Here is a 19,511-nt window from a genome sequence, read left to right as displayed (position 1 = left end):
TGATGATGTTTTAGTTTACCTTCCACGGGGTTGATATCCCCGGTGCTGTGTTTACGGTTCCTTTATCGACAACGAGGATGTCTTTTTTTATTTTGTCATCCGTTGGTGTGTCGTCCTTTGGCACGTTGAGGTAGGAGAGTGATTTCTCCGTTATGTTCTTAAACACCGGGGCTGCAACCAGGCCGCCGTAAATCTGTCCACGTGGCTTCCACACGACGACAATCAGGGCAAAGGCCGGTTTGTCTGCCGGTACGAAGCCAACAAAGGAGCTGATGTAGTCAACGCTTGAGTACCTGCCGATGCTTTTATCAAAGACCTGAGCCGTGCCGGTTTTTCCTGCCACGGTGTTGCCCTCTACTGTGGCGTCTTTGGCCGTGCCACCCTTTTGGGTGACCATCTTGAGGGCCTCCGTTAGAATACCTATGGTGTGCTTGGATATCAGTCTCTCTTTCTTGTTGTCACTCCAGTATTTAACGGTCTTGCCCTCGGGGTTGATAACAGCCTTGACTATGTGGGGATAGACGGCATAACCACCATTAGCCACTATTGAGTATGCGGTTACTAACTGCAGGGGGGTGGCCGCTATTTCCTGTCCGATGGGGACTGCCCCGATGGAGGTGCCGGACCATTTTTCGGGCTTTCTGATCCAGCCCGGGATTTCCCCCGGCAGATCGATGCCAGTTTTTTCGCCGAAACCGAACTTCCTGACGTAATCGTAGAGTCTCTGCTTGCCCAGTCGCTGCGCCAGTTTGATAGTGCCCACGTTGGAGGATTTTTGGATAACCTCCATGAAGGTCAGTACGCCGTGCGGGTGTGCGTCTTTGACCCTCTTTCTGCCGACCTGGATAGAGCCGCCCTGGCAGTCTATCAGTTCATCGGGGCGCACCAGTTTCTCCTCCAGGACGCCGGTTGCCGTTACGATCTTGAAGGTCGAGCCGGGTTCGTAGATGTCTGTTATTGCGCGGTTGCGTCGTGCCGAGGGGGTAACCCCGGCGGGGTGATTGGGGTCAAAGGTTGGACGGTTGGCCAGGGCCAGTATCTCACCGCTGTAGGGGTCGAGCATGATGGCCGTTGCTGCGGATGCCTTCCACTTGTCAATGGCGGTGTCAAGCTCGGTCTCCACAATGTACTGAAGCCCCTGGTCTATGGTCAGTACAATAGAATTACCGGTTATTTCATTTTCGTTGGAGGTATAAAAGATGTTTCCGCGTGCATCCCGCTCCACGGAGTACTTGCCGCCGGATTTGGTGAGGTCTTTGTTGTATTGTGCCTCAATGCCCTCCAGTCCTCTGTTGTCGATGTCCACGAAACCCAGTATATGTGCGGCCAGCGAACCCGTAGCGTAGTGACGTTTGGGTTCCGGCAGGAGGCCTATCCCGTTGAATTTTAATTGTTCTATCCTGACTGTGTCCTCCATGGGTATCTTTCTCTTTATCCAGACAAAGCCCTTGTCACCCTTGATAGACCGTACCAGGTCGTCATAGTCGGTGTTGATAATCTGTGCCATCTGGTATAGTTTTTTCTCATCCGGGGTATAGTTGAGCCTGTCGAGGTAGACGGAGCTGTGTTCGAGGTTTACGGCAAGACGTCTGCCCAGTCTGTCCAGTATCATTCCACGTCGGACCTCTATGGAGAGTTCGGTGGTGGTTTGTATGGCGGATTTTTTTGCGAGGCGCTCGTGATTTATGACCATCAGGTCAAACAGCCGCACAATGATGGCAGAAAACCCCACAAAGATCAGCACGTACAAAAAAATGCTACGTTTGCTCCTCAGCACTGCTCATCCACCTTATTATCCATGCCGGATATCATCTCAAATAGTTAACCTTTTTCTTTAACATGTATGACCTTACTCCTGTCGGGGAAATCAAAACCCATCTTCTTGGCCACCTGGTCTATGTTGGCGATGGAGAGCATACCATCTTTTTTGGCAATGAGGTTTCTCTGTTCCTTTATAAGCTGGTGCTGTCGTTGTTGCAGGTTTCCCAGCCTGTACTGCAACGATTTGATACTCGAGCGCAGCCACACGGTAAAAAATATACCGGCCACAATCAGCAACGCACCCATGACCATAAGGACGTTGCCTAGCAACTCATGTCTCCTGGTACGGATCATAGTCTGATACCTCCTCGTAGTTTGGCGCTCCTTGAGGAGGGATTATCCCGCACCTCCAGGGGGCCTGGTGTTATAGGTTTTTTTGTGAGGGTTTGCAACTGCCCTGCCGCCTGCTGCTGTCGGAAGAAGATTTTGACAATCCTGTCTTCAAGTGAATTGTACGAAATGACACATAACCTGCCGCCACTGCGCAATAAATTCGGGCAGGCATCCAGGGTCCGTGCCAGCGTGCCAAGCTCGTCGTTGACGAACACCCTCAGGGCCTGAAACGTCTTTGTTGCGGGGTGTATCTTTCGTCTTTCCCCCCGGCTACCACTCCGGCTACCACTCCGGTATTGGCGGCAGACAATATCGGCCAGTTCCCGGCAGGTATTTATAGCCTTGTCCTTCCTGTATGCAACAATGGCCCTGGCGATGGCCCTGTATCTGCCCTCCTCGCCGTATGTGCGGATTATCTCCTGTAGCCTCTCCTGCCTGAATGTATTTACGACCTCATGTGCGCTCAGTGGCATGTCCCTGTTCATTCGCATGTCAAGGGGGTAGTCGGAGTCAAAGCTAAACCCTCGCTCCTTGTCCCTGATCTGTCCCATGCACAGCCCCAGGTCCAACAAGATTGCATCGACGCCATCGTATCCCAGCCCTCTGACGATGTCGGGCATATTGGCGAAGTCTTCCTTGACTATAACGGCGCGTTCATCTGCAATTGTATCCCTTGCAATGGCAATGGCGGCGTCATCCTTGTCAATGGCGATGACCCTGCCCCCGGGGCCAAGGCTCTGCAGCATTTGCCGAGTGTGTCCTCCCATGCCCGTGGTTGCATCAACACAGATGGCATCTCCGTTTATCTCAAGGAATCGCATAACCTCCGCTACCAGTACCGGCTTGTGACACACGCACACTAAACCCTCCGCTCATATAGAGATACCACCTTATCATATTCCCAACCTTGCCAACTCTGTCTCATACTGCCTGACGTCGGCATCGCCCGGCCTGAACATCTTCTCCCACCTCTGCCTCTGCCACACCTCAAGCCTGTCGCTGACGCCGGTCAGCACAACCTCCGTATCCGTCATGATGCCGACCTCCTCCCTGAGTATCGGAGGGATGACCACCCTGCCATGTCTGTCAAACTCACTCTCACAGGCCGAACCTACCACCTTTCTCATAAAATACTTCACCGCATCGCTTGAACGCGGCAAGGCCGCCACCTTGTTCATCAGCGCCTCCCACTCCTTGTCAGGAAACACCTGCAAACACTCGTCATTGACGGTACAGGTGATAAATATCTTACGCCCATAGTTGTCCTTTATGACGTCCCTGAACTGTGCAGGTATAACGAGCCTGCCCTTGTCATCGACCTTTAAAATATGTCTGCCGTAAAAACCTGCCATGCCTCTACCACGTTTCTACCACTCTGATCCACTTTATACCACATGGCCAATCGATGTCAAGAAAAAAATTTATTTATACAAAGTTACTTTATAAATGCTAAATATTTACTTTAATATTTGATAGGCATTTTTCATGCAACCGAGGTCCCCTCCGTGTATGAAAATGTGAGATTTCAAGTTTCCTTGATCGCTTTGAGATGAGCGCACACATAGCCTCCGAACAATACCCCGTTACCTGGACATCGTGCCAACTCTGTCTGACAAGTGTCTACCTATAATTAATTATACGTAAAGAAGCAAAAGAAGGGGCGGCTCTGCCCCCCCTCAGAACCCCCTGCAAGGGGAGGGGTGAGGCACCCCGGCCATGAAGAAGTCCCCTTGACCCCATCATACTCAATCCTATCCAGACGCAGTGATATTGATGCGTGCAGTGATTTAGCGACAGCGTTGGCGTTTAAACCGTATACTTGCCTCTATTAGCTATTGGTGCATATAAAAAAGCTGCACCGGCAGTGCCATAAAAAAACTGCTATTTCTTAATGACGCCCAGTGATTTCCCTTGATTAATCGCCAAGTTTATCTCTGGCACGCATTTTGAGATATGCAGGGAAATTGACATGGTCAACGAGTAAACATTAAGCAATAATACGAATTTTTAAGGAGGATTACACACATGGAAAACATCATCAACTGGGCAGTGGAACTTAACAAGAGCAATCACGTAGGATTTGCCATTTTAACTGTGGTTACGATGGCGGGGATAGGGGCATTGATAGGGGCCGGCATAGAGGTGTTCTTTAAGGCCCTTGGGATTAAGTACAACAAGATAGAGATTCACCACTAAAAGCTGGTAGAGAAGGAGAAACGACGATGGATTATTTTATGATACACTTACCCATAGCGGGTGTGGATATGATGAGCTGGCAGTTGATACTGATCGGACTGACGGTGGGAGTAATAGGCGGATTCTTTGGAGTGGGCGGGGCATTTATGGTAACCCCGGCACTCAACGTATTTGGTTTCCCGATGGCCTACGCCATTGGTACCGACATGGCTCACATTGCGGGCAAGTCGGTTGTGGCAACCATCAAGCACAGAAAGCTGGGCAACGTAGACCTGAAGCTGGGCCTGCTGATGGTAGTCTTTACGGCTATCGGGATCGAGCTTGGAGCAACGCTGATCATGTGGTTGGAGAAGATCGGCAGGGTTGGGCCGATTGTCAGGGTCGTTTACATGGTACTGCTGTTTGGACTTGGCTCCTACATGCTGTATGAGTTCTTTGGATTGTCACGCAAGAGCAAGAATAGCGGCGGCAAGATCACGGATGCCGGTACGTCTCCACTGGCACTGAGACTGCACGAAATCAACCTGCCTCCGATGGTTCACCTTAAGACGTCGGGGATTACGATATCGCTGTGGGTCATTGGCGGCATAGCGACATTGACGGGATTTCTGGCCGGATTTTTAGGCGTAGGCGGCGGCTTTATCAGGATGCCCGCTTTGATATACCTCATAGGTTGTCCGACAACCGTGGCAGTGGGTACCGACCTGTTTGAAGTCATGATTTCAGGTGCATACGGGGCATTTACATACGCCATTAAGGGCAGGGTTGAGATCGTGGCCGCCGTTATCATGCTCTGTGGCGCTGCGGTGGGCGCTCAGTTCGGGACACTGGCAACAAAGTACGTAAAGGGTCTTATCATCCGCTTCTACTTTGCAGTGACGATGCTCCTGTCGGGCGTGTCGGTGGTGTTCAAGCACATATCGTCAAGCTATAAAGATGTGTACTCGGGCAGTCTCAACGCATGGGTGAAGACCACCACCGGATTGACGGATAAGACACAGATCAAGGACTGGTTGCTTCTTAACAAGAGCGCCGTAAAGACGTGGATTGTCCAACAACCTGATGTCATGCAGAGCGCATATGCGATGGAAAAGATGTGGAACAATTACTCTGGCTATCTGATGCTTGGCTCTGCAACTGCATTGAGCGTTGTTATAGTGGTAAAGATGGTGCAGGGCATAAGGTATGAGAGACGGTTACACGCCACCGAGTATGCACGAGAGTCATCGAAGTAAGGCATCCTTACAGATTAACGATTGAAGAATCAAGAGATTGAAAAACATATAAAAGGAGGAAATTGAAATGAGTAAGATCGAAGGAAATAAGAAGGTAGCAGTAGTAGTGTATCCGGGCCTGGAGTATAAGAAGGCGATAATGTACGCAAGAGAGACGGCAAATGAGTATAGCGCAGACCTCGTGGTAACGGCAGTCATGCCTGATTTAAGGGATTCCGGCAACATGATGCTGGCCATCGGCGAATACGGCAACAACGCTGCCGTGTGCAACAAGATAGAGCGGGACTGTTACGAGTTCTTTGACAGGGTGGAGCAGTTCTGCACGGAAAACGGCATAAAGGCAGATCAGCGCATTGAAAAGGGAGAGATCGACGAAATCATAACTGCCCTCCAGGCCGACACCCAAAACATACGGCTCATCGTCGTGCCTGCCGCAACGAAAAACGTCAACTACTCGGTCTTCTTTGACTCAATCAAGCAGTTTGCCAGAAAGATGCTGCCCTCACAAGAGATGAGATGTCCGGTTGTTTCGGTCCTATAGCTCCGGGGAGGCTTCAAACACCTGCACTCGCAGAAAAACACACCGTTTGGGGAGGTCTGAGACACCTCCCCGTCCCTTTTTTTTGTGCGGGCATGTCGTTGTGCTATAATACAGGTATGTGTTGCTTTGTAGACAAGAGAGTTGATGTTATCAGAAACAAAACCCTTTTTATGTATACTCTCAAAAAAGCAGGGTAAAAAATTTATTTCCCGGTTAAAAGGCATGGATTCCTGCTTTCGCAGGAATGACAGTTACAGCCGTTTTTCAAGTGTGTCATTCCTGGCTTGACCAGGAATCCAAGATGCGTAACAGTATAGTTACAGTGAAATATAAAGAGGATACCTTTTTATCTTAATGTGGTCATGAAGATACTGGTGCCGGTTGATGGCTCAGGTGATGCCTATAATACGCTGAGGGGAGCTTGCACTTTGGCCCTGCGTATGGGCTACAGCGTGGTGGCGTTTCACGTGGACAGGTCGGAGCTTTATACTCCGGAGTTTTCGAAATGGCACACGGTTAAGAGGCGTATCGAAACGGAACATTACATGTTGGCCAGGGAGGTAGTCAGGATGTCCTATGACATTGGCAGTGAGCTTGGTGTCGGTATGGAGGTGGTGATGTCAGGTGGTGAACCGGCAAGTGAGATACTGGCCTATGCTGGTGAAAATGGCGTCGTAAAGCTAATTGCAATGAGTAATGGGGCATTGACAGGGACAACGGAGAGGCTTATTGATGGTGTGATAAAGACCGTGATCCTGCAACAAAACAAACCCGTCCTTGTAAGCAGCAACCCGATGACAATAAACAGCATACTGGTAGTCATAGAGGATGTCGATGACACCGGCGGCAGTTACGGGGCAATGGTGAAACATGCAGGGATGCTGGCGAGGGCATTAAGGGCACGGGTTGGGATAATGTCTCTGGTACCTGATCTTTTGGCCATTGCCGTTGACTATGGACACATTAGCGAGGTTCCATACATGAAGGCCCGCAAGAGTTTTAGACGCTTTGAAAATATCTACAGACAACGCACACGGGCAATCGTATCAGAGGCCACACAGCTCATTGCAGCCATAGACGCTACCATCCCCGTGACGGCAAAGGAGACGGACGAGGCAGGCGAGGTCATTGCCGAGGCACACAACTACGGTCTGATTGTCATCCGCCCCAAACAAAAAGCCGCCGACAATACGTTGACGGATATATCCAAGACCCTGCTTAACAGTCGTTCGTTAAGCACACTCTTTGTGCCGTAATGGTATCAAGGGGGCTGTCGCACAATATGGACGGGCAATCCGTAGCATTATCACAGTGATGCGACAGTTAAAGTTACGTCAGCGGATATTTCTGAGCATGATGTCGCCGATATTTATGGCCTTTGCCATTATCTTTGTTGAGCTTCAGGGGCTAAACGATATATACCACAAGGTGCTGATCATAGAGAAAGTAGACGACATATACCTCACGTTTCTTATGGCTCGCAGGTACGAAAAAAACATCCTGTTGTTCAAGGAAGAACACGAGCACGCAGCACTGTTTACGGATAGTATGAAGCAGCTCAGAAACAATATCGACAATATCAACTACGACTACATTGCCAAGGATGAAAGGCGTGCCTTTTTAGCTTTAAAGGCCACCGTTGCACTCTATGACGGCATGATGCAGACCCTGATCCATGACAAGCAAGATGCCACATATGATGAAACACTCAGACATATGCGTAACTATGCCAGAGAGATACAAAAGACCTTGGTCAACATCACCAGGTCAGAGAGGAATGAAATAAACAACAAGATATCCAGGGCGAAGTTGTCATTTGCCTTATCTTTTGTCTTCATCGTAATTGGAGTAATCATCGTAAGCTATATGCTGGCAAGAGGGATTATTACTACACTCAAGGATGTAGAACATGCCCTTGACAACATCACCAGGGACAACAACTCCGGCTACTACCTCGATATCGATGGCCCGCAGGAGATACGCTCTTTCATATCGGCCTACAATCGCACGATTGCCGACCTGACAACAGTGCGCGCAGCCTACGCCAACACCATAAGGCAACTGGAGGATGCCAACAACGAACTGATGCACAAGCAGGATGAGATCATAGAAAAGCGAAACATGGCAGCCATGCGTCTGCTCTCCTCAGAGATTGCACATGAGATAAACAACCCCCTCTCCTCTGTCATATCGATGCTCTATTTGTTTTACGAAGAGATACCGGAGTCTGATAACAAGAGGGAACTCGTACAGTTGATGATAAAGGACGCCAACCGTTGTCAGGTACTGGTTCGTGCGCTGGCCGATTTTGCAAGACAGCAGCCGCTGAAACTAAAGGAAGCCAATCCCTCTGAGCTTGTCACGGAGGCCATTGAAACGGTCAGAAGGAAGTTGGGAGCCAACATGCCTTATCTCACGACCTATATCGAACAGTTGCCTACGACAATTGTTGTTGACCCTGTGTTAATGACTCAGGTCTTTGTCAACATAATCAACAATGCCTGCCAGTTTACACCGGTTAATGGTACCATTCACGTCCGTGGCTACACAACAGAGACCCACGTGTTGTTTAGCATCAAGGACAGTGGTAGCGGCATACCTCCGGAGGTGATACCGAACCTGTTTGAGCCGTTTTTCTCAACACGCAGGGACCTTGGCGGCACGGGGCTGGGGTTGACCATCTCCAAGAAGATCATCGACAGGCACCGGGGTAGTATCAGCGTTGAGAGTGTCCTGGGCAGTGGTAGCGTCTTTAAGATCAAAATACCGCTATCACAGGAACCTGTGTAGAATAAACGGATAAAGAGAGGTCTATATGCAGATAAAGATACTCGTAGTGGATGACGAACTGAGCCTCTGTAAGACCCTGGAGATCATCCTTAGGAAGGAGGGGCACGACGTGGTGACCACACAGTTGGGAGTGCATGCCCTGTCGCTTATATACGAACAGGATTTTCATGTGATCTTCACCGACCTCAACCTGCCTGATATCAGTGGTCTGGAGATCATAACAGAGGTCAAGAAACGCATACCCTGCCCACAGGTCATACTTATCACGGCCTTTGCCAGCATAGAGACGGCCGTGGATGCCATCAAACGCGGCGCCTACGATTACCTCACAAAACCGTTATCCCCCGACAAGATTAGGGTCACCACAAGACGGGCAATAGAAAAGCTGACGTTGACCGATCAGATAGACCACCTTCGCCAGGAGGTGAGTCAGTGTTTTGGATTTGACAACATGGTGGGCAGGAGCCAGTGCATGTACGAGCTACGAAAGACGATCCTGTACGCTGCCAAGAGCACGGGCAGCGTGGTGATAACCGGTGAGTCGGGCACGGGCAAGGAGCTTGTGGCCAGGGCCATCCACTACAACTCCAATCGCAAGGACAACCCCTTTGTGCCCCTCAACTGTGCCGCCATATCAAAGGACCTCATCGAATCTGAGCTGTTTGGATATATAAAAGGGGCATTTACTGGGGCGTTGAGGGACAAGATTGGGTTCATAGAGCTCTCAGGCGGTGGCAGCCTGTTTCTTGATGAGATAGGAGAGACTGCACCGGATTTTCAGGTCAAGCTCCTGCGGGTTATCCAAAACGGTGAATTTAACAGAGTGGGGGAGGCATCTTTCAAGAAGGTGGATACGCGCTTCATTGCCGCTACAAACAAGGACCTCAAAAAGGCCGTCACAGAAGGAACTTTTAGAGAAGACCTGTTTTACCGACTGCACGTTATCTCCATACACCTTCCCCCGTTGCGCGATCGACGCGAAGACATCCCGCTGCTGGCCGTTTACTTCCTGAACAAGTACCTGCAGAAGTATCCGGAAAAGGAAATCAGAGGCCTCTCTCCGGAGGTCATTGAGGCACTGACCAACTACGATTACCCGGGAAACGTCAGGGAACTGGAAAATGCCATCGAACATGCCATCATCTTTGGTCACGGTGAGCACATCGCCGTTGATGCCTTGCCTGCAACCATATCGGGTGCAATTCGCGGTGGAAGAGAGACCGCTCAGACGCCTGGGCCAACTCACGGAATTGGACTCATTAAACCCATGAAGATTGCCAAGTACGAGTTTGAACGAGACCTCATAACATCGGCACTGATACAGAGCGAGGGCAATATATCAAAGGCGGCCAGACTCCTCGATATCCACAGACAGAACCTGCAGCTCAAGATCAGGGAATTCAACATAGACATTGAATCCCTTAAGTTATAGCCATACAGCAAGCGCACACATAGCCTCCTGACAATACCCTGAAAATCTCCGGGGCATTGTCCTGGCCGTGTTTGGCGTTAATGCTTGCGTGAGTTTATTCGGGAATCTGTAAGGATAAAGGGGTGATGGAGTTTTCCCTTTATCCTTATCGATGAGGTTGTTGGGGGAGGGGGCTATTTTAGCAATTGCAGTACGTTTTGCGGGATAGAGTTGGCCTGTGCCAGGACTGACATGCCGGCTTGCTGCAGTATCATGAACTTGGTCATGTTCGCTGTCTCCTGAGCAAAGTCAGCGTCTAATATCCTTGACCTTGCCGCATACGTAGTCTCAAGGACGTTGTCGATGTTTCTGATAATTGCCTCAAACTGATTGGACTTGGCGCCCATCTTTGCCTTTTCGCTGATCACCGTGTTCATGGCCCCGTCACAAATTGCTATGGTATTGGATGCCCGGGATGAAAACCCCGTGTAACTGGTTGGGTCTGCAACCATTAGGGTAGCCGCTCCTGTATAGACTATCGGTCCGTTGGTCGTATCGCTCCAGGTAGGGGCTGCGCCGGAACTATCCCTGAAGGCATTGTCACCTACACCCACTACGCCGGTTGTAGTGGCCGTGTGTATATCGTACAGATACATCATAGCGCCATTTTTGCCTGTCGATGTAAAGGTTGCACCGCCAATGGCATCGGTGTTCAGAGACGCAAGTTTGAAAGAGATTGACGGGTCTGAGGCGGCATAACTTACATGTATACGGGATGTAAACACACCGCTTAAGAGTTTTCTGTCGTTGAACTTGGCCTGTTCAGCCGTTCTGCCTATTTCCTCCACGAGGGCATTGATCTCACTCTGCATGAATGAGACGTCAGTTACACCGTACTGACCACTCATTGCCTGCACGGCAAGTTCCCTGATCCTCTGAAGGTTGTTCACTATTTCATCCATGGCACCTTCTGCTGTCTGTGCCATCGATAAGCCGTCGGCTGCATTCCTGGTGGCGACCGTAAGACCTCTTATCTGTGTGGTCATCCTGGTGGAAATTGCCAGCCCTGCAGCGTCGTCCTTGGCCGAGTTGATGCGCAGACCGGATGACAGCCTCTGCATCGTCTCACTAAGGGGAGACTGCGTCTTTCTCAGATTTCTCTGAGCGTTGATTGACATGATGTTCGTGTTGATTGTAAATCCTGCCATATTACACCTCCATGTATTGTTTGAACTTAGATAATTTTATATCCATCCGTATAGCTTGCCTGTAACAACTTAGTAACATAATAAAATACCTCAGTTAGTCTGTTATTCTACAGCCAGTTTAAAATAAACTGATTATTCTATAGCAACTGTCGTGCCAGAAAATAAATTCATGGAAGAATTCAGGTTAACACCCGCTTGTATTAAGGATAACCTGCCGCCTGAGACACATTGACGAGATATCCACGGTGATTGGGCGGTGGCAGACTGGGTGGAAATTTTTTTACGGTGTCAGGAAAATTTTTCTTTATGCGTTCAACAAGATATGGTTGACATAAAGGGCAAAGACCTCATAGAATATACATAACTATGCATAGATGCATGGCAGCTTTATAAAAACTGTTGCGGGAAAGGGATAACAACTGAATTGGTAAAAACCAGGATTATGGTTGTGGAGGACGAGTGGATCATCGCTACCAGCCTAAAAGAGATGCTTGAGGGGTTGGACTATAATGTGTGCTCGGTAGTCTTTAGTGGTGAGGATGCGGTAAAGAAGGCAGAGGATGAACGCCCTGACATAATCCTCATGGACATACTCCTGCGCGGGGATATGGACGGGATAGAGGCGGCAGAGAATATAAGCGCATTTCTGAATATACCCATTGTCTATCTGACCTCCTATACCGACGACAAGACCCTCCAGAGGGCAAAGGAGACGGACCCATTCGGGTATATAATCAAACCGTTTGAAAAGCGAGAGTTGCGTATAATCATAGAGATGGCCCTGTATAAGCACAACATGGAAAGGAAGTTGAAGGAGAAGTCCAGACAACTGGAGGAGCTCAACAAAAATCTCGAATCCAAGGTGAGGGATGAGATCGAAAAGGGGCGCCGGAAGGAGCACATGCTGATACAGCAGTCAAAGCTGGCCGCAATGGGCGAAATGATGGTGGCCATATCGCACCAGTGGCGGCAGCCCTTAAACGTCATAGGGTTGCTCATCCAGGACCTTGAGGAGGCATATGAGTTCGGCGAAATAGACAAACTATACATACAGAATATGTCCAGGGAGTCAATGGCGCAGTTGGCCTTCATGTCCAACACCATTACGGATTTTTACAATTTCTTCAAACCCAACAAGGACCAGGTCTCCTTTGATATAAGACAGGCCATCGAGGACGTTATTTCGTTGGTACACATTCAACTGCAGAGCATGGACATCTATGTCCGTTCAACCGTTGTCTCCGATAATACTGTGGGCTTGGGTGCTTCAACAGGGCTTGTTATAAGAGGTTACCCCGGTGAATTTCAGCAGGTTATACTCAACGTACTCAATAACGCCAGGGATGCAATTCTTAAAAAACGCCAGGGCGGAGAGTTCACAACCAACAGCAGGGGCGACATAGATATAACTATATGCCGAGACCACAAAAATGTCATGGTAAAGATCAAAGACAATGGCCAGGGCATACCGGAGACTATTATCGACAGGGTTTTTGAGCCGTACTTTACAACGAGGGAAGACGGCATCGGTATTGGCCTGTATATGTCAAAGGTAATCATTGAAAATCACATGGGCGGCAGTTTATATGTCGAAAACACCGAAACAGGCGCCATGTTTACAATAGAGTTTAGAGTGTGAGGTTTCCGTGGTTTAAACACTGCAGAACCATCAGGGAATTCATTGAATGTTTATGAGAAACCGGAGGTAAGTTGATGAAAGCGTTGGTCGTAGAAGACGAATTTAAGAGCAGAACGCTCTTACAGAGGATCCTTTCCCGATATGGGAACTGTGATGTGGCAATAAACGGAGAGGAGGCACTGGAGGCCTTCGTCCATGCCTGGAAGGATGGCGAACCCTATGACCTGATCTGTATGGACATAATGATGCCGGAGATGGATGGGCAGCAGGCACTGAAGGACTTGCGAGAAATGGAAAAAAAAGCCGGCGTCGAACAACAATACGAGGTAAAGGTCATTATGACTACCGCCTATGACCTGCAAGAGGAAAAGAATGAGGCATTTGAGTGGGGATGTAACGATTACCTCGTAAAACCTATCGACAAGAACAAGCTGCTCGACATCTTACGTAAATACAAGCTAATCGAAGGATAAACCACACAGAGATACCCCCTACGCTGCTCTCTGGAACTTGATTGGAAGTTGTGGATCGAGCGGCTGTAGAGGCACCTGTGTCACCTGTAGTTAAAAAGAAAGGCATGTTTTATTGCTCTTATGGCAGAGCAATCTTAGGCGTAGGTGGTTTGTCTTTCTTTTATAAAACTATCAAAAGTACGGTTATTACCCTAAAGAATTAGAATTTATGCTTTCTTACAACATTCTTTTTTGCCGTTAACGGGGTTTCTTCTTCTTCCCTGTCAAGACAGCATACCCGTGTGATATAGTCCTCAACCTGAGACGATGTAAAAGGTATCAACAGTACACCGCAAACAGCCTTGGCGTCAATGACCTCTACCAGTTCATCCTTGGTGGCGTCGGATGATACCAGTAACAGTGTATTGATCTCAGGGTTGTCTTGCTTGATCTTTATGGCCAACTCAAAGATGGAACGTTTTTCCATCACGGCATCCAGCATTAGCATGCAGCAGTCTTCATCCCGGCCGAGTGCCTCTTCAAGGTCTGCCGTCCTGCCAAAATACCTTACGTCCACCTGTTTGTTATATTCCTTAAATATAAGACTGAGTTGTTGATAAATAGACTTCCTACAACATACGAACATTTGCTTTACTGCCATATTAACCTCTCATCCTTCAATTTTATAGTAAAACAGCAAACTCATATAGTAGCATCCTGTCTTGTTTTTATATTATGCAGGATTTCAATAAATTAATAAAGGGGGTGTATTTTTTTTATATTTTTTCGGATACACCATAGACCATTGCTATTAAAGACTCTTTTGGATTGACACGGCGTGGTTGTTTGTGCTAATCTGATTAGTAAAAAAGCAGGCTCATAAAAAAAGGAGGATTCTATGAAACAAGTGAGGAATAAACATGTCAGACATACACGGTTGTCTATAAGATTTCTGTTGCTGTTTGTCTGCATGGTGTTAGCGGTTTTCAACCAGGGTATGGTCTTTGCTTCAACCCTCGGCAACGTCCCGGAGCCGGAGATATCCGACAATAGCCTCAAGGATGCCGATGCAGGCCATAGTGCTGCCATACCACCCAAATCGGGTAAGAGGGCAGACTTTAACGGTGACGGCAAGAGCGACATCCTCTGGCAGAACATCTCTACCGGCCAGGTAGTCATCTGGCTACTGGATGATGACGAGATAGCAACAGGAGGATCGCCAGCTACAGTATCAGACTTGACATGGCAGATAAAAGGAACGGGTGACTTCAACGGCGATGGCAAGAGCGATATTGTCTGGCAAAACACCACCAGCGGTCAGGTAATTATCTGGCTCATGGACGGATATACAATAACCTTGGGTGGTTCGCCATCCACTGTCCCTGACATGACCTGGCAGATAAAAGCGGTGGCTGACTTAAATGCCGATGGCAAGAGTGATATTCTCTGGTACAACACCGTGACAGGTCAAGTGGCCATCTGGATAATGAATGGAACTGTCATTGTCAGCGGTGGATTCCCTGGGATTGTGAGCGACTTAAACTGGCAAATTAAAGCCACCGGTGACTTCGATGGCGATGGCAAGGCAGACATCCTCTGGCAAAACACGGCCAGTGGTCAAATTGTTGTCTGGCTTATGAATGGCACAGTGATACACAGTTCAGGCTCTCCGGGAGATGCCGCATCTCAATGGTTGATAGTAGATACCGGTGACTTCGATGGCGATGGCAAGGCAGACGTACTCTGGCAAAACACGGTCAGTGGTCATGCAGCCATCTGGTTTATGAATGCCTCAATGGTGATCAACGGAGGTGTAGTTGCTGTGGTTGCAACCCCATGGCTGGCCAAAGGAGTGCGTGACTTCAACGGCGATGGCAAGGGAGATATCCTGTGGCAAAACCCATCTACCGGTGAGGTGGTCATCTGGTTTATGAACGCTGCGACAATCACCGGCGGCGGCTCCCCTGGGACCATACAGTCACCCTGGCAGATAAAGTACTGACCACAAACACATCCAAAAAACACTCCGTAGTTTAGTCGAATCCCCCTCCACCCCGACCACAGAGGGAGGAGGGGGTTCCAAAAAACACCTGCTTAATCTTTTCACCCGGAATACATTCACTACAGTGGTGCCGACGTAAAAAAATTTGCTTATAAACACTTCAGTCAATATGCTAAAATTAGGAGACTATGTTTTGTTTGTAACTATTTTGGAGGACATGTATGACTATCACAGAGAAGATTCTCGCTGCACACGCCGCAAAGCAGGAGGTTGAGCGTGGGGAGCTGATCAACGCCAAGGTTGACCTGGTTCTGGCCAACGATATAACGGCCCCCATCGCTATCCAGGAATTCCGGAAGATAGGGGCCAAGGGCGTCTTTGACAAGGACAGGGTGGTGTTTGTCTCCGACCACTTTGCCCCGCAGAAGGACATCAAGGCGGCAGAACAGTGCAAGGAACTCAAGGACTTTGCACGGGAGTACGACATGAGCCTGTTTTTTGACGTGGGCCGAATGGGGGTTGAACATGCCCTGCTGCCCGAGCAGGGATTGGTCGTTGCCGGAGACCTGGTCATTGGGGCAGACAGCCACACCTGTACGTATGGGGCATTGGGGGCGTTTTCCACGGGCGTGGGGTCCACCGATGTTGCCGCGGCCATGGCCAGTGGGCAGTGCTGGTTTAAGGTGCCGGAATCGATGAAGTTCGTCTACCACGGGAAGTTGAACAAGTGGGTCGGCGGTAAGGACCTGATCCTGCACACCATCGGCGATATCGGCGTGGATGGTGCCCTGTACATGGCAATGGAGTTTGAGGGTGAGGTGATAAGCGCCATGCCCATGCACCACCGCCTGACCATGTGCAACATGGCAATAGAGGCTGGCGGAAAAAGCGGCATCATCGTCCCAGATGACACCACGCGCGCATACCTCAATGACAGGGCCAAACGACCATGCACTTTTTACACCTCCGGCAAAGAGGCAACCTACTTCGACGTCAGAGACTACGACTGCTCACGGATACAACCAACCGTGGCCTGCCCGCACCTGCCCTCCAACGTGCGTCCGGCAAGCGAACTGACCAACGTGACCATTGACCAGGTGGTCATCGGTTCATGCACAAACGGTCGCCTCGAAGACCTCAGGGAGGCCGCAGCCGTTATAAAGGGGCGGAAGGTCAACACAAACGTTCGCCTCATTGTCATCCCAGCCACGCAGGCCATCTACATGGAGGCCATGAGGGAAGGGCTACTGGAGGTGTTTATAGAAGCCGAGGCTGCAGTATCAACTCCAACGTGCGGCCCATGTCTGGGCGGACACATGGGAATACTGGCAAAGGGAGAAAGGGCCATCGCCACTACCAACAGAAACTTTGTCGGCAGAATGGGACATCCACAGAGCGAAGTTTACCTGTCAAATCCGGCCGTAGCCGCCGCATCAGCCGTACTTGGAAGGATCGGACTGCCACAGGAGCTGGGACTGTAAAACAACTACACTTTTCTACCCACCCTCTCTTGTTAAGTACTTGCCCATAATTATACGTAAGGAAGTAAAGAAGGGGGCGGCTCGCCCCCCTCAGACCCCCCTGCAAGGGGACCAGTCCCCTTGACCCCATTATTCTTATCCCTAATGTTCTAAACATTTATGCTCCGTTATTTGTCATTCCCAACTGTTGATGTCCTTGTTGTCGCCATCTCCGCCCTCTTTGTTGTCGGCGCCATAGGAGAAGATATCATAATCGCCATTAGTACCGGGATAGACGTAGTGATAGGGCTGTTTCCAAGGATCAAGGGGGACTTTCTTCTTCAGATAGGGGCCATCCCATCCATCGGCGCCGGGGTTGGTGCGCAGGGCCTCAAGACCTTCCTCGTTGCTGGGGAACCGACCGGTATCGACCTTAAATTGCTCGATGCCCTGAGATAATAACTCGATCTGTGTCTTTGCAGCCGCCTGCTTACCCTTGCCAACCTTCGAAAACACCCTCGGTCCAACCAGGGCCGCCAATAACCCTAATATCACCATCACAACAAGCAGCTCTATCAACGTAAAACCACCCTTATCACTCATTACCCTGTCACGGGTCAATATCCCTCTAAGCCTCTTCAATCTCAATACCTCCAATCTATAACCAAATATACATCATTATATGTATGATAACAAAATGACGGAAAGAAATGACAGATATCCAAGTAGCTCACATTGTTACCCAATTATTACGAACAACGTTTACCCTCCAAATATCTCTATCGTAATCAAAACTAAAAAATACGTATCTCATTGCTATTTATACTCCTTTAACGTTTGATTGCTGCAGGATATGCAGTATTTTTATTACACTTTCGATTAGCTCTTCAATGGTAGAATCTTTATCTCCGAGTTTTTGAAACAGAGACTTTATTTTATCGTTATCGCCATAGAATTCACCAAAGTTATCATTAACTCTTTTCCATAACTCCTCAGCAGCAAAACCCGTTGCTCCGACAGGTATAACATTTAATCCATGCTCGATAGCAATATTAAACTCTTTTAATACACCATCAGCTATAACTTCTCTACCATCTTCTTTAATCTTATTACCAAAAATAAAAATAGCCACACCTGTATTTGAAATCATCTCATGTCTATACTTGCTAAATAATTCTTCCCGTTGTTCAGGCGATGTTGTACTTGATGTTTGGGGGAAAGGATACAACATGATATGTTCGTCTAAATGTCTATACCTGGTGGAAAAAATATATTCCAATGCTCCGGTGATAACCGTAGAACCAATACCTAATCCGTAACCTGAAACAAGTTTGTTTCCCTCTGAGGCTAATTTATGACTCAAATCCTTGACGAATTTTAGAGCTTTTCCTGTTTCCCAATCGCCATAGCTATTTGCACTTCCAGAGATAAAGACTATCTTTTTCCTGTATAGCTTCTCAACTTGCTCTAAAATACCGGTTATTTCAGTGTATTCATCAACTAAAACTACATTTATTGAATATCTCTGTAAATCCTTTATTCTTAAATCTTGTTTGGTCTGATCGTAAATAAACTTGTCTCTATCGTTTGCATAAATTTTATCGTTTTTGTTCACTTTTCTGAAAATACAATAATGTTCTCTTTTGTTATGTCCCAATAATATTTTTATTCTACTAAGTATATAATGTATCCTCTTTAAATTTCAAGGTAAACACTTTTTTACCCTGGAGACAATCCTTCTGTTTTACTTCTGATGATATCAGATAAGGCTGTCATTTTAAATTGTCTGCTTATCCTATCCGATATGTATTTATAGGCATTCACTCCCAACTTTTTAGCAGTTCTGATAACTGATAAAAAAGTATCCTTTGCCTTTGTACCTTCGTCTGTTTTTGTCTGTAAACTCACATCTCGTAACCTTACCTGAACTCTTGCTTCCAGTTCTGTACCATTATTGTGCAACGGTATCTGTGGGTATTTCAGTACCTTTAGCATTTCCTCTTTTTTTGCAAATGTCTTCAATATCCTCTCATCCAACTCCCTATATCCTGTCTGTTGCCAGAATATTCTGTCAAACTCCTCGTCTAATACCTTTGCTACTTCTTCAGAGGGATTTTCCTGATACCTTAATAATTTCTTATAGTATCCCCAGTATTGCTCTAAAAATAGAGATACCTTTCGTTTATACTCGGAGATAATTGGCATTAGCTTCTTGTAATGCCTACCTTCATGAACCCAACATAATCCTAAATCCTCAGTTATTAACTTAAATTGAGGTGCGTCATCACATACCAAGACCTTTACAACTTCTGCGCCTGTCTCTGCTCTATAAGCACCTATCGCTGCCGCCTCTAATATCCTCACCCTGGTAATACTGCCTATCTCAACATTGACTATATCATCCAATATCTTGTTTATTTCAG

19 protein-coding genes are annotated in these 19,511 nt (G+C 48.1%); 10 read left to right on the top strand and 9 right to left on the bottom strand.

The window, feature by feature from the left end:
• Positions 1 to 10: 10 nt before the first annotated feature.
• Genes Mcas_RS01770 through Mcas_RS01755 form a run of 4 tightly spaced genes read right to left on the bottom strand, consistent with a single transcriptional unit; the run spans position 11 to position 3,506 of the window.
• Positions 11 to 1,777 carry a peptidoglycan D,D-transpeptidase FtsI family protein gene (locus Mcas_RS01770; protein WP_156033011.1) on the bottom strand — a complete coding sequence of 589 codons (1,767 nt, stop codon included), beginning with the start codon at positions 1,775 to 1,777 and terminating at the stop codon, positions 11 to 13.
• 44 nt (positions 1,778 to 1,821) lie between these two features.
• The gene (locus tag Mcas_RS01765; RefSeq protein WP_040333774.1) at positions 1,822 to 2,115 is read right to left on the bottom strand and encodes a hypothetical protein; all 294 of its coding nucleotides are present in this window, start codon (positions 2,113 to 2,115) and stop codon (positions 1,822 to 1,824) included.
• Positions 2,112 to 3,014 (bottom strand): 16S rRNA (cytosine(1402)-N(4))-methyltransferase RsmH, encoded by a 903-nt coding sequence (gene rsmH / locus Mcas_RS01760; protein ID WP_040333773.1) that lies wholly within the window; start codon positions 3,012 to 3,014, stop codon positions 2,112 to 2,114. Before rsmH ends, Mcas_RS01765 begins: the two co-directional genes overlap by 4 nt.
• A 33-nt stretch (positions 3,015 to 3,047) precedes the next feature.
• Entirely contained in the window at positions 3,048 to 3,506 is a 459-nt protein-coding gene (locus tag Mcas_RS01755) for a division/cell wall cluster transcriptional repressor MraZ (protein ID WP_052566697.1), read from the bottom strand.
• Positions 3,507 to 4,179: 673 nt separating this feature from the next.
• On the opposite strand from Mcas_RS01755, the gene Mcas_RS17935 reads away from it, so the two are divergent.
• The 6 genes from Mcas_RS17935 to Mcas_RS01730 all read left to right on the top strand — a co-directional run bounded on the left by Mcas_RS17935 (position 4,180) and on the right by Mcas_RS01730 (position 10,348).
• Complete coding sequence (locus Mcas_RS17935) at positions 4,180 to 4,350, top strand: hypothetical protein (RefSeq protein ID WP_156033009.1); 171 nt, start codon at positions 4,180 to 4,182, stop codon at positions 4,348 to 4,350.
• Between the two features lie 26 nt (positions 4,351 to 4,376).
• Complete coding sequence (locus Mcas_RS01750; protein WP_040333772.1) at positions 4,377 to 5,585, top strand: sulfite exporter TauE/SafE family protein; 1,209 nt, start codon at positions 4,377 to 4,379, stop codon at positions 5,583 to 5,585.
• A 67-nt stretch (positions 5,586 to 5,652) separates the two neighbouring features.
• Positions 5,653 to 6,126, top strand: a complete 474-nt coding sequence (locus Mcas_RS01745; protein WP_040333771.1) for a universal stress protein — start codon at positions 5,653 to 5,655, stop codon at positions 6,124 to 6,126.
• Between the two features lie 362 nt (positions 6,127 to 6,488).
• Positions 6,489 to 7,382 (top strand): universal stress protein, encoded by an 894-nt coding sequence (locus Mcas_RS01740; RefSeq protein ID WP_040333770.1) that lies wholly within the window; start codon positions 6,489 to 6,491, stop codon positions 7,380 to 7,382.
• Between the two features lie 58 nt (positions 7,383 to 7,440).
• On the top strand, positions 7,441 to 8,916 hold the full coding sequence (locus Mcas_RS01735; RefSeq protein ID WP_081853526.1) for a sensor histidine kinase: 1,476 nt from the start codon (positions 7,441 to 7,443) through the stop codon (positions 8,914 to 8,916).
• A gap of 25 nt (positions 8,917 to 8,941) precedes the next feature.
• Positions 8,942 to 10,348, top strand: coding sequence for a sigma-54-dependent transcriptional regulator (locus tag Mcas_RS01730; RefSeq protein ID WP_040333768.1), 1,407 nt, complete (start codon positions 8,942 to 8,944; stop codon positions 10,346 to 10,348).
• 173 nt (positions 10,349 to 10,521) lie between these two features.
• Here the strand turns inward: Mcas_RS01730 and Mcas_RS01725 are convergent, their stop codons facing one another.
• Positions 10,522 to 11,535 (bottom strand): flagellin N-terminal helical domain-containing protein, encoded by a 1,014-nt coding sequence (locus tag Mcas_RS01725; protein ID WP_040333767.1) that lies wholly within the window; start codon positions 11,533 to 11,535, stop codon positions 10,522 to 10,524.
• A 424-nt stretch (positions 11,536 to 11,959) separates the two neighbouring features.
• On the opposite strand from Mcas_RS01725, the gene Mcas_RS01720 reads away from it, so the two are divergent.
• Positions 11,960 to 13,174: a response regulator gene (locus Mcas_RS01720; protein ID WP_052566696.1), complete on the top strand. Its 1,215-nt coding sequence runs from the start codon at positions 11,960 to 11,962 to the stop codon at positions 13,172 to 13,174.
• A 74-nt stretch (positions 13,175 to 13,248) separates the two neighbouring features.
• Entirely contained in the window at positions 13,249 to 13,647 is a 399-nt protein-coding gene (locus Mcas_RS01715) for a response regulator (protein WP_040333766.1), read from the top strand.
• A 199-nt stretch (positions 13,648 to 13,846) separates the two neighbouring features.
• Here Mcas_RS01715 and Mcas_RS01710 read toward each other — a convergent pair whose 3' ends face one another.
• Positions 13,847 to 14,287, bottom strand: a complete 441-nt coding sequence (locus Mcas_RS01710) for a DNA-binding transcriptional response regulator (protein ID WP_040333765.1) — start codon at positions 14,285 to 14,287, stop codon at positions 13,847 to 13,849.
• 237 nt (positions 14,288 to 14,524) lie between these two features.
• Between Mcas_RS01710 and Mcas_RS01705 the strand changes: the two genes are divergently transcribed.
• Complete coding sequence (locus tag Mcas_RS01705; RefSeq protein ID WP_052566695.1) at positions 14,525 to 15,628, top strand: FG-GAP repeat domain-containing protein; 1,104 nt, start codon at positions 14,525 to 14,527, stop codon at positions 15,626 to 15,628.
• A 221-nt stretch (positions 15,629 to 15,849) separates the two neighbouring features.
• Positions 15,850 to 17,109 (top strand): 3-isopropylmalate dehydratase large subunit, encoded by a 1,260-nt coding sequence (gene leuC / locus Mcas_RS01700; RefSeq protein ID WP_040333764.1) that lies wholly within the window; start codon positions 15,850 to 15,852, stop codon positions 17,107 to 17,109.
• A 174-nt stretch (positions 17,110 to 17,283) separates the two neighbouring features.
• On the opposite strand, the gene gspG is transcribed toward leuC, so the two are convergent.
• From gspG to Mcas_RS16065, 3 genes are all read right to left on the bottom strand, one after another.
• A complete protein-coding gene (gspG, locus tag Mcas_RS01695; RefSeq protein WP_200873609.1) occupies positions 17,284 to 17,730 on the bottom strand; it encodes a type II secretion system major pseudopilin GspG in 447 nt (148 codons plus the stop codon).
• A gap of 178 nt (positions 17,731 to 17,908) precedes the next feature.
• The gene (locus tag Mcas_RS01690) at positions 17,909 to 18,703 is read right to left on the bottom strand and encodes a hypothetical protein (protein ID WP_156033005.1); all 795 of its coding nucleotides are present in this window, start codon (positions 18,701 to 18,703) and stop codon (positions 17,909 to 17,911) included.
• A 104-nt stretch (positions 18,704 to 18,807) separates the two neighbouring features.
• Positions 18,808 to 19,511: IS66 family transposase (locus tag Mcas_RS16065; RefSeq protein ID WP_156033003.1), on the bottom strand; the 704-nt coding region annotated here is incomplete at its 5' end.

Source organism: Candidatus Magnetobacterium casense (genome assembly GCF_000714715.1).
Taxonomy (GTDB): Bacteria; Nitrospirota; Thermodesulfovibrionia; order Thermodesulfovibrionales; family Magnetobacteriaceae; genus Magnetobacterium; species Magnetobacterium casense.
Note: the sequence above shows the minus strand (reverse complement) of the source record. Positions and strands in the feature narration are given on the sequence as shown.

What these genes read in the sequence shown, in the direction of transcription:
- Mcas_RS01750 (WP_040333772.1), top strand. Translation starts at nt 4,377, where the DNA reads ATGGATTATTTTATGATACACTTACCCATAGCGGGTGTGGATATGATG.
- Mcas_RS01740 (WP_040333770.1), top strand. Translation starts at nt 6,489, where the DNA reads ATGAAGATACTGGTGCCGGTTGATGGCTCAGGTGATGCCTATAATACG.
- Mcas_RS01730 (WP_040333768.1), top strand. Translation starts at nt 8,942, where the DNA reads ATGCAGATAAAGATACTCGTAGTGGATGACGAACTGAGCCTCTGTAAG.
- Mcas_RS01755 (WP_052566697.1), bottom strand. Translation starts at nt 3,506, where the DNA reads ATGGCAGGTTTTTACGGCAGACATATTTTAAAGGTCGATGACAAGGGC.
- Mcas_RS01710 (WP_040333765.1), bottom strand. Translation starts at nt 14,287, where the DNA reads ATGGCAGTAAAGCAAATGTTCGTATGTTGTAGGAAGTCTATTTATCAA.
- Mcas_RS01765 (WP_040333774.1), bottom strand. Translation starts at nt 2,115, where the DNA reads ATGATCCGTACCAGGAGACATGAGTTGCTAGGCAACGTCCTTATGGTC.
- Mcas_RS01735 (WP_081853526.1), top strand. Translation starts at nt 7,441, where the DNA reads ATGCGACAGTTAAAGTTACGTCAGCGGATATTTCTGAGCATGATGTCG.
- leuC (WP_040333764.1), top strand. Translation starts at nt 15,850, where the DNA reads ATGACTATCACAGAGAAGATTCTCGCTGCACACGCCGCAAAGCAGGAG.
- Mcas_RS01725 (WP_040333767.1), bottom strand. Translation starts at nt 11,535, where the DNA reads ATGGCAGGATTTACAATCAACACGAACATCATGTCAATCAACGCTCAG.
- Mcas_RS17935 (WP_156033009.1), top strand. Translation starts at nt 4,180, where the DNA reads ATGGAAAACATCATCAACTGGGCAGTGGAACTTAACAAGAGCAATCAC.
- Mcas_RS01745 (WP_040333771.1), top strand. Translation starts at nt 5,653, where the DNA reads ATGAGTAAGATCGAAGGAAATAAGAAGGTAGCAGTAGTAGTGTATCCG.
- Mcas_RS01705 (WP_052566695.1), top strand. Translation starts at nt 14,525, where the DNA reads ATGAAACAAGTGAGGAATAAACATGTCAGACATACACGGTTGTCTATA.
- Mcas_RS01715 (WP_040333766.1), top strand. Translation starts at nt 13,249, where the DNA reads ATGAAAGCGTTGGTCGTAGAAGACGAATTTAAGAGCAGAACGCTCTTA.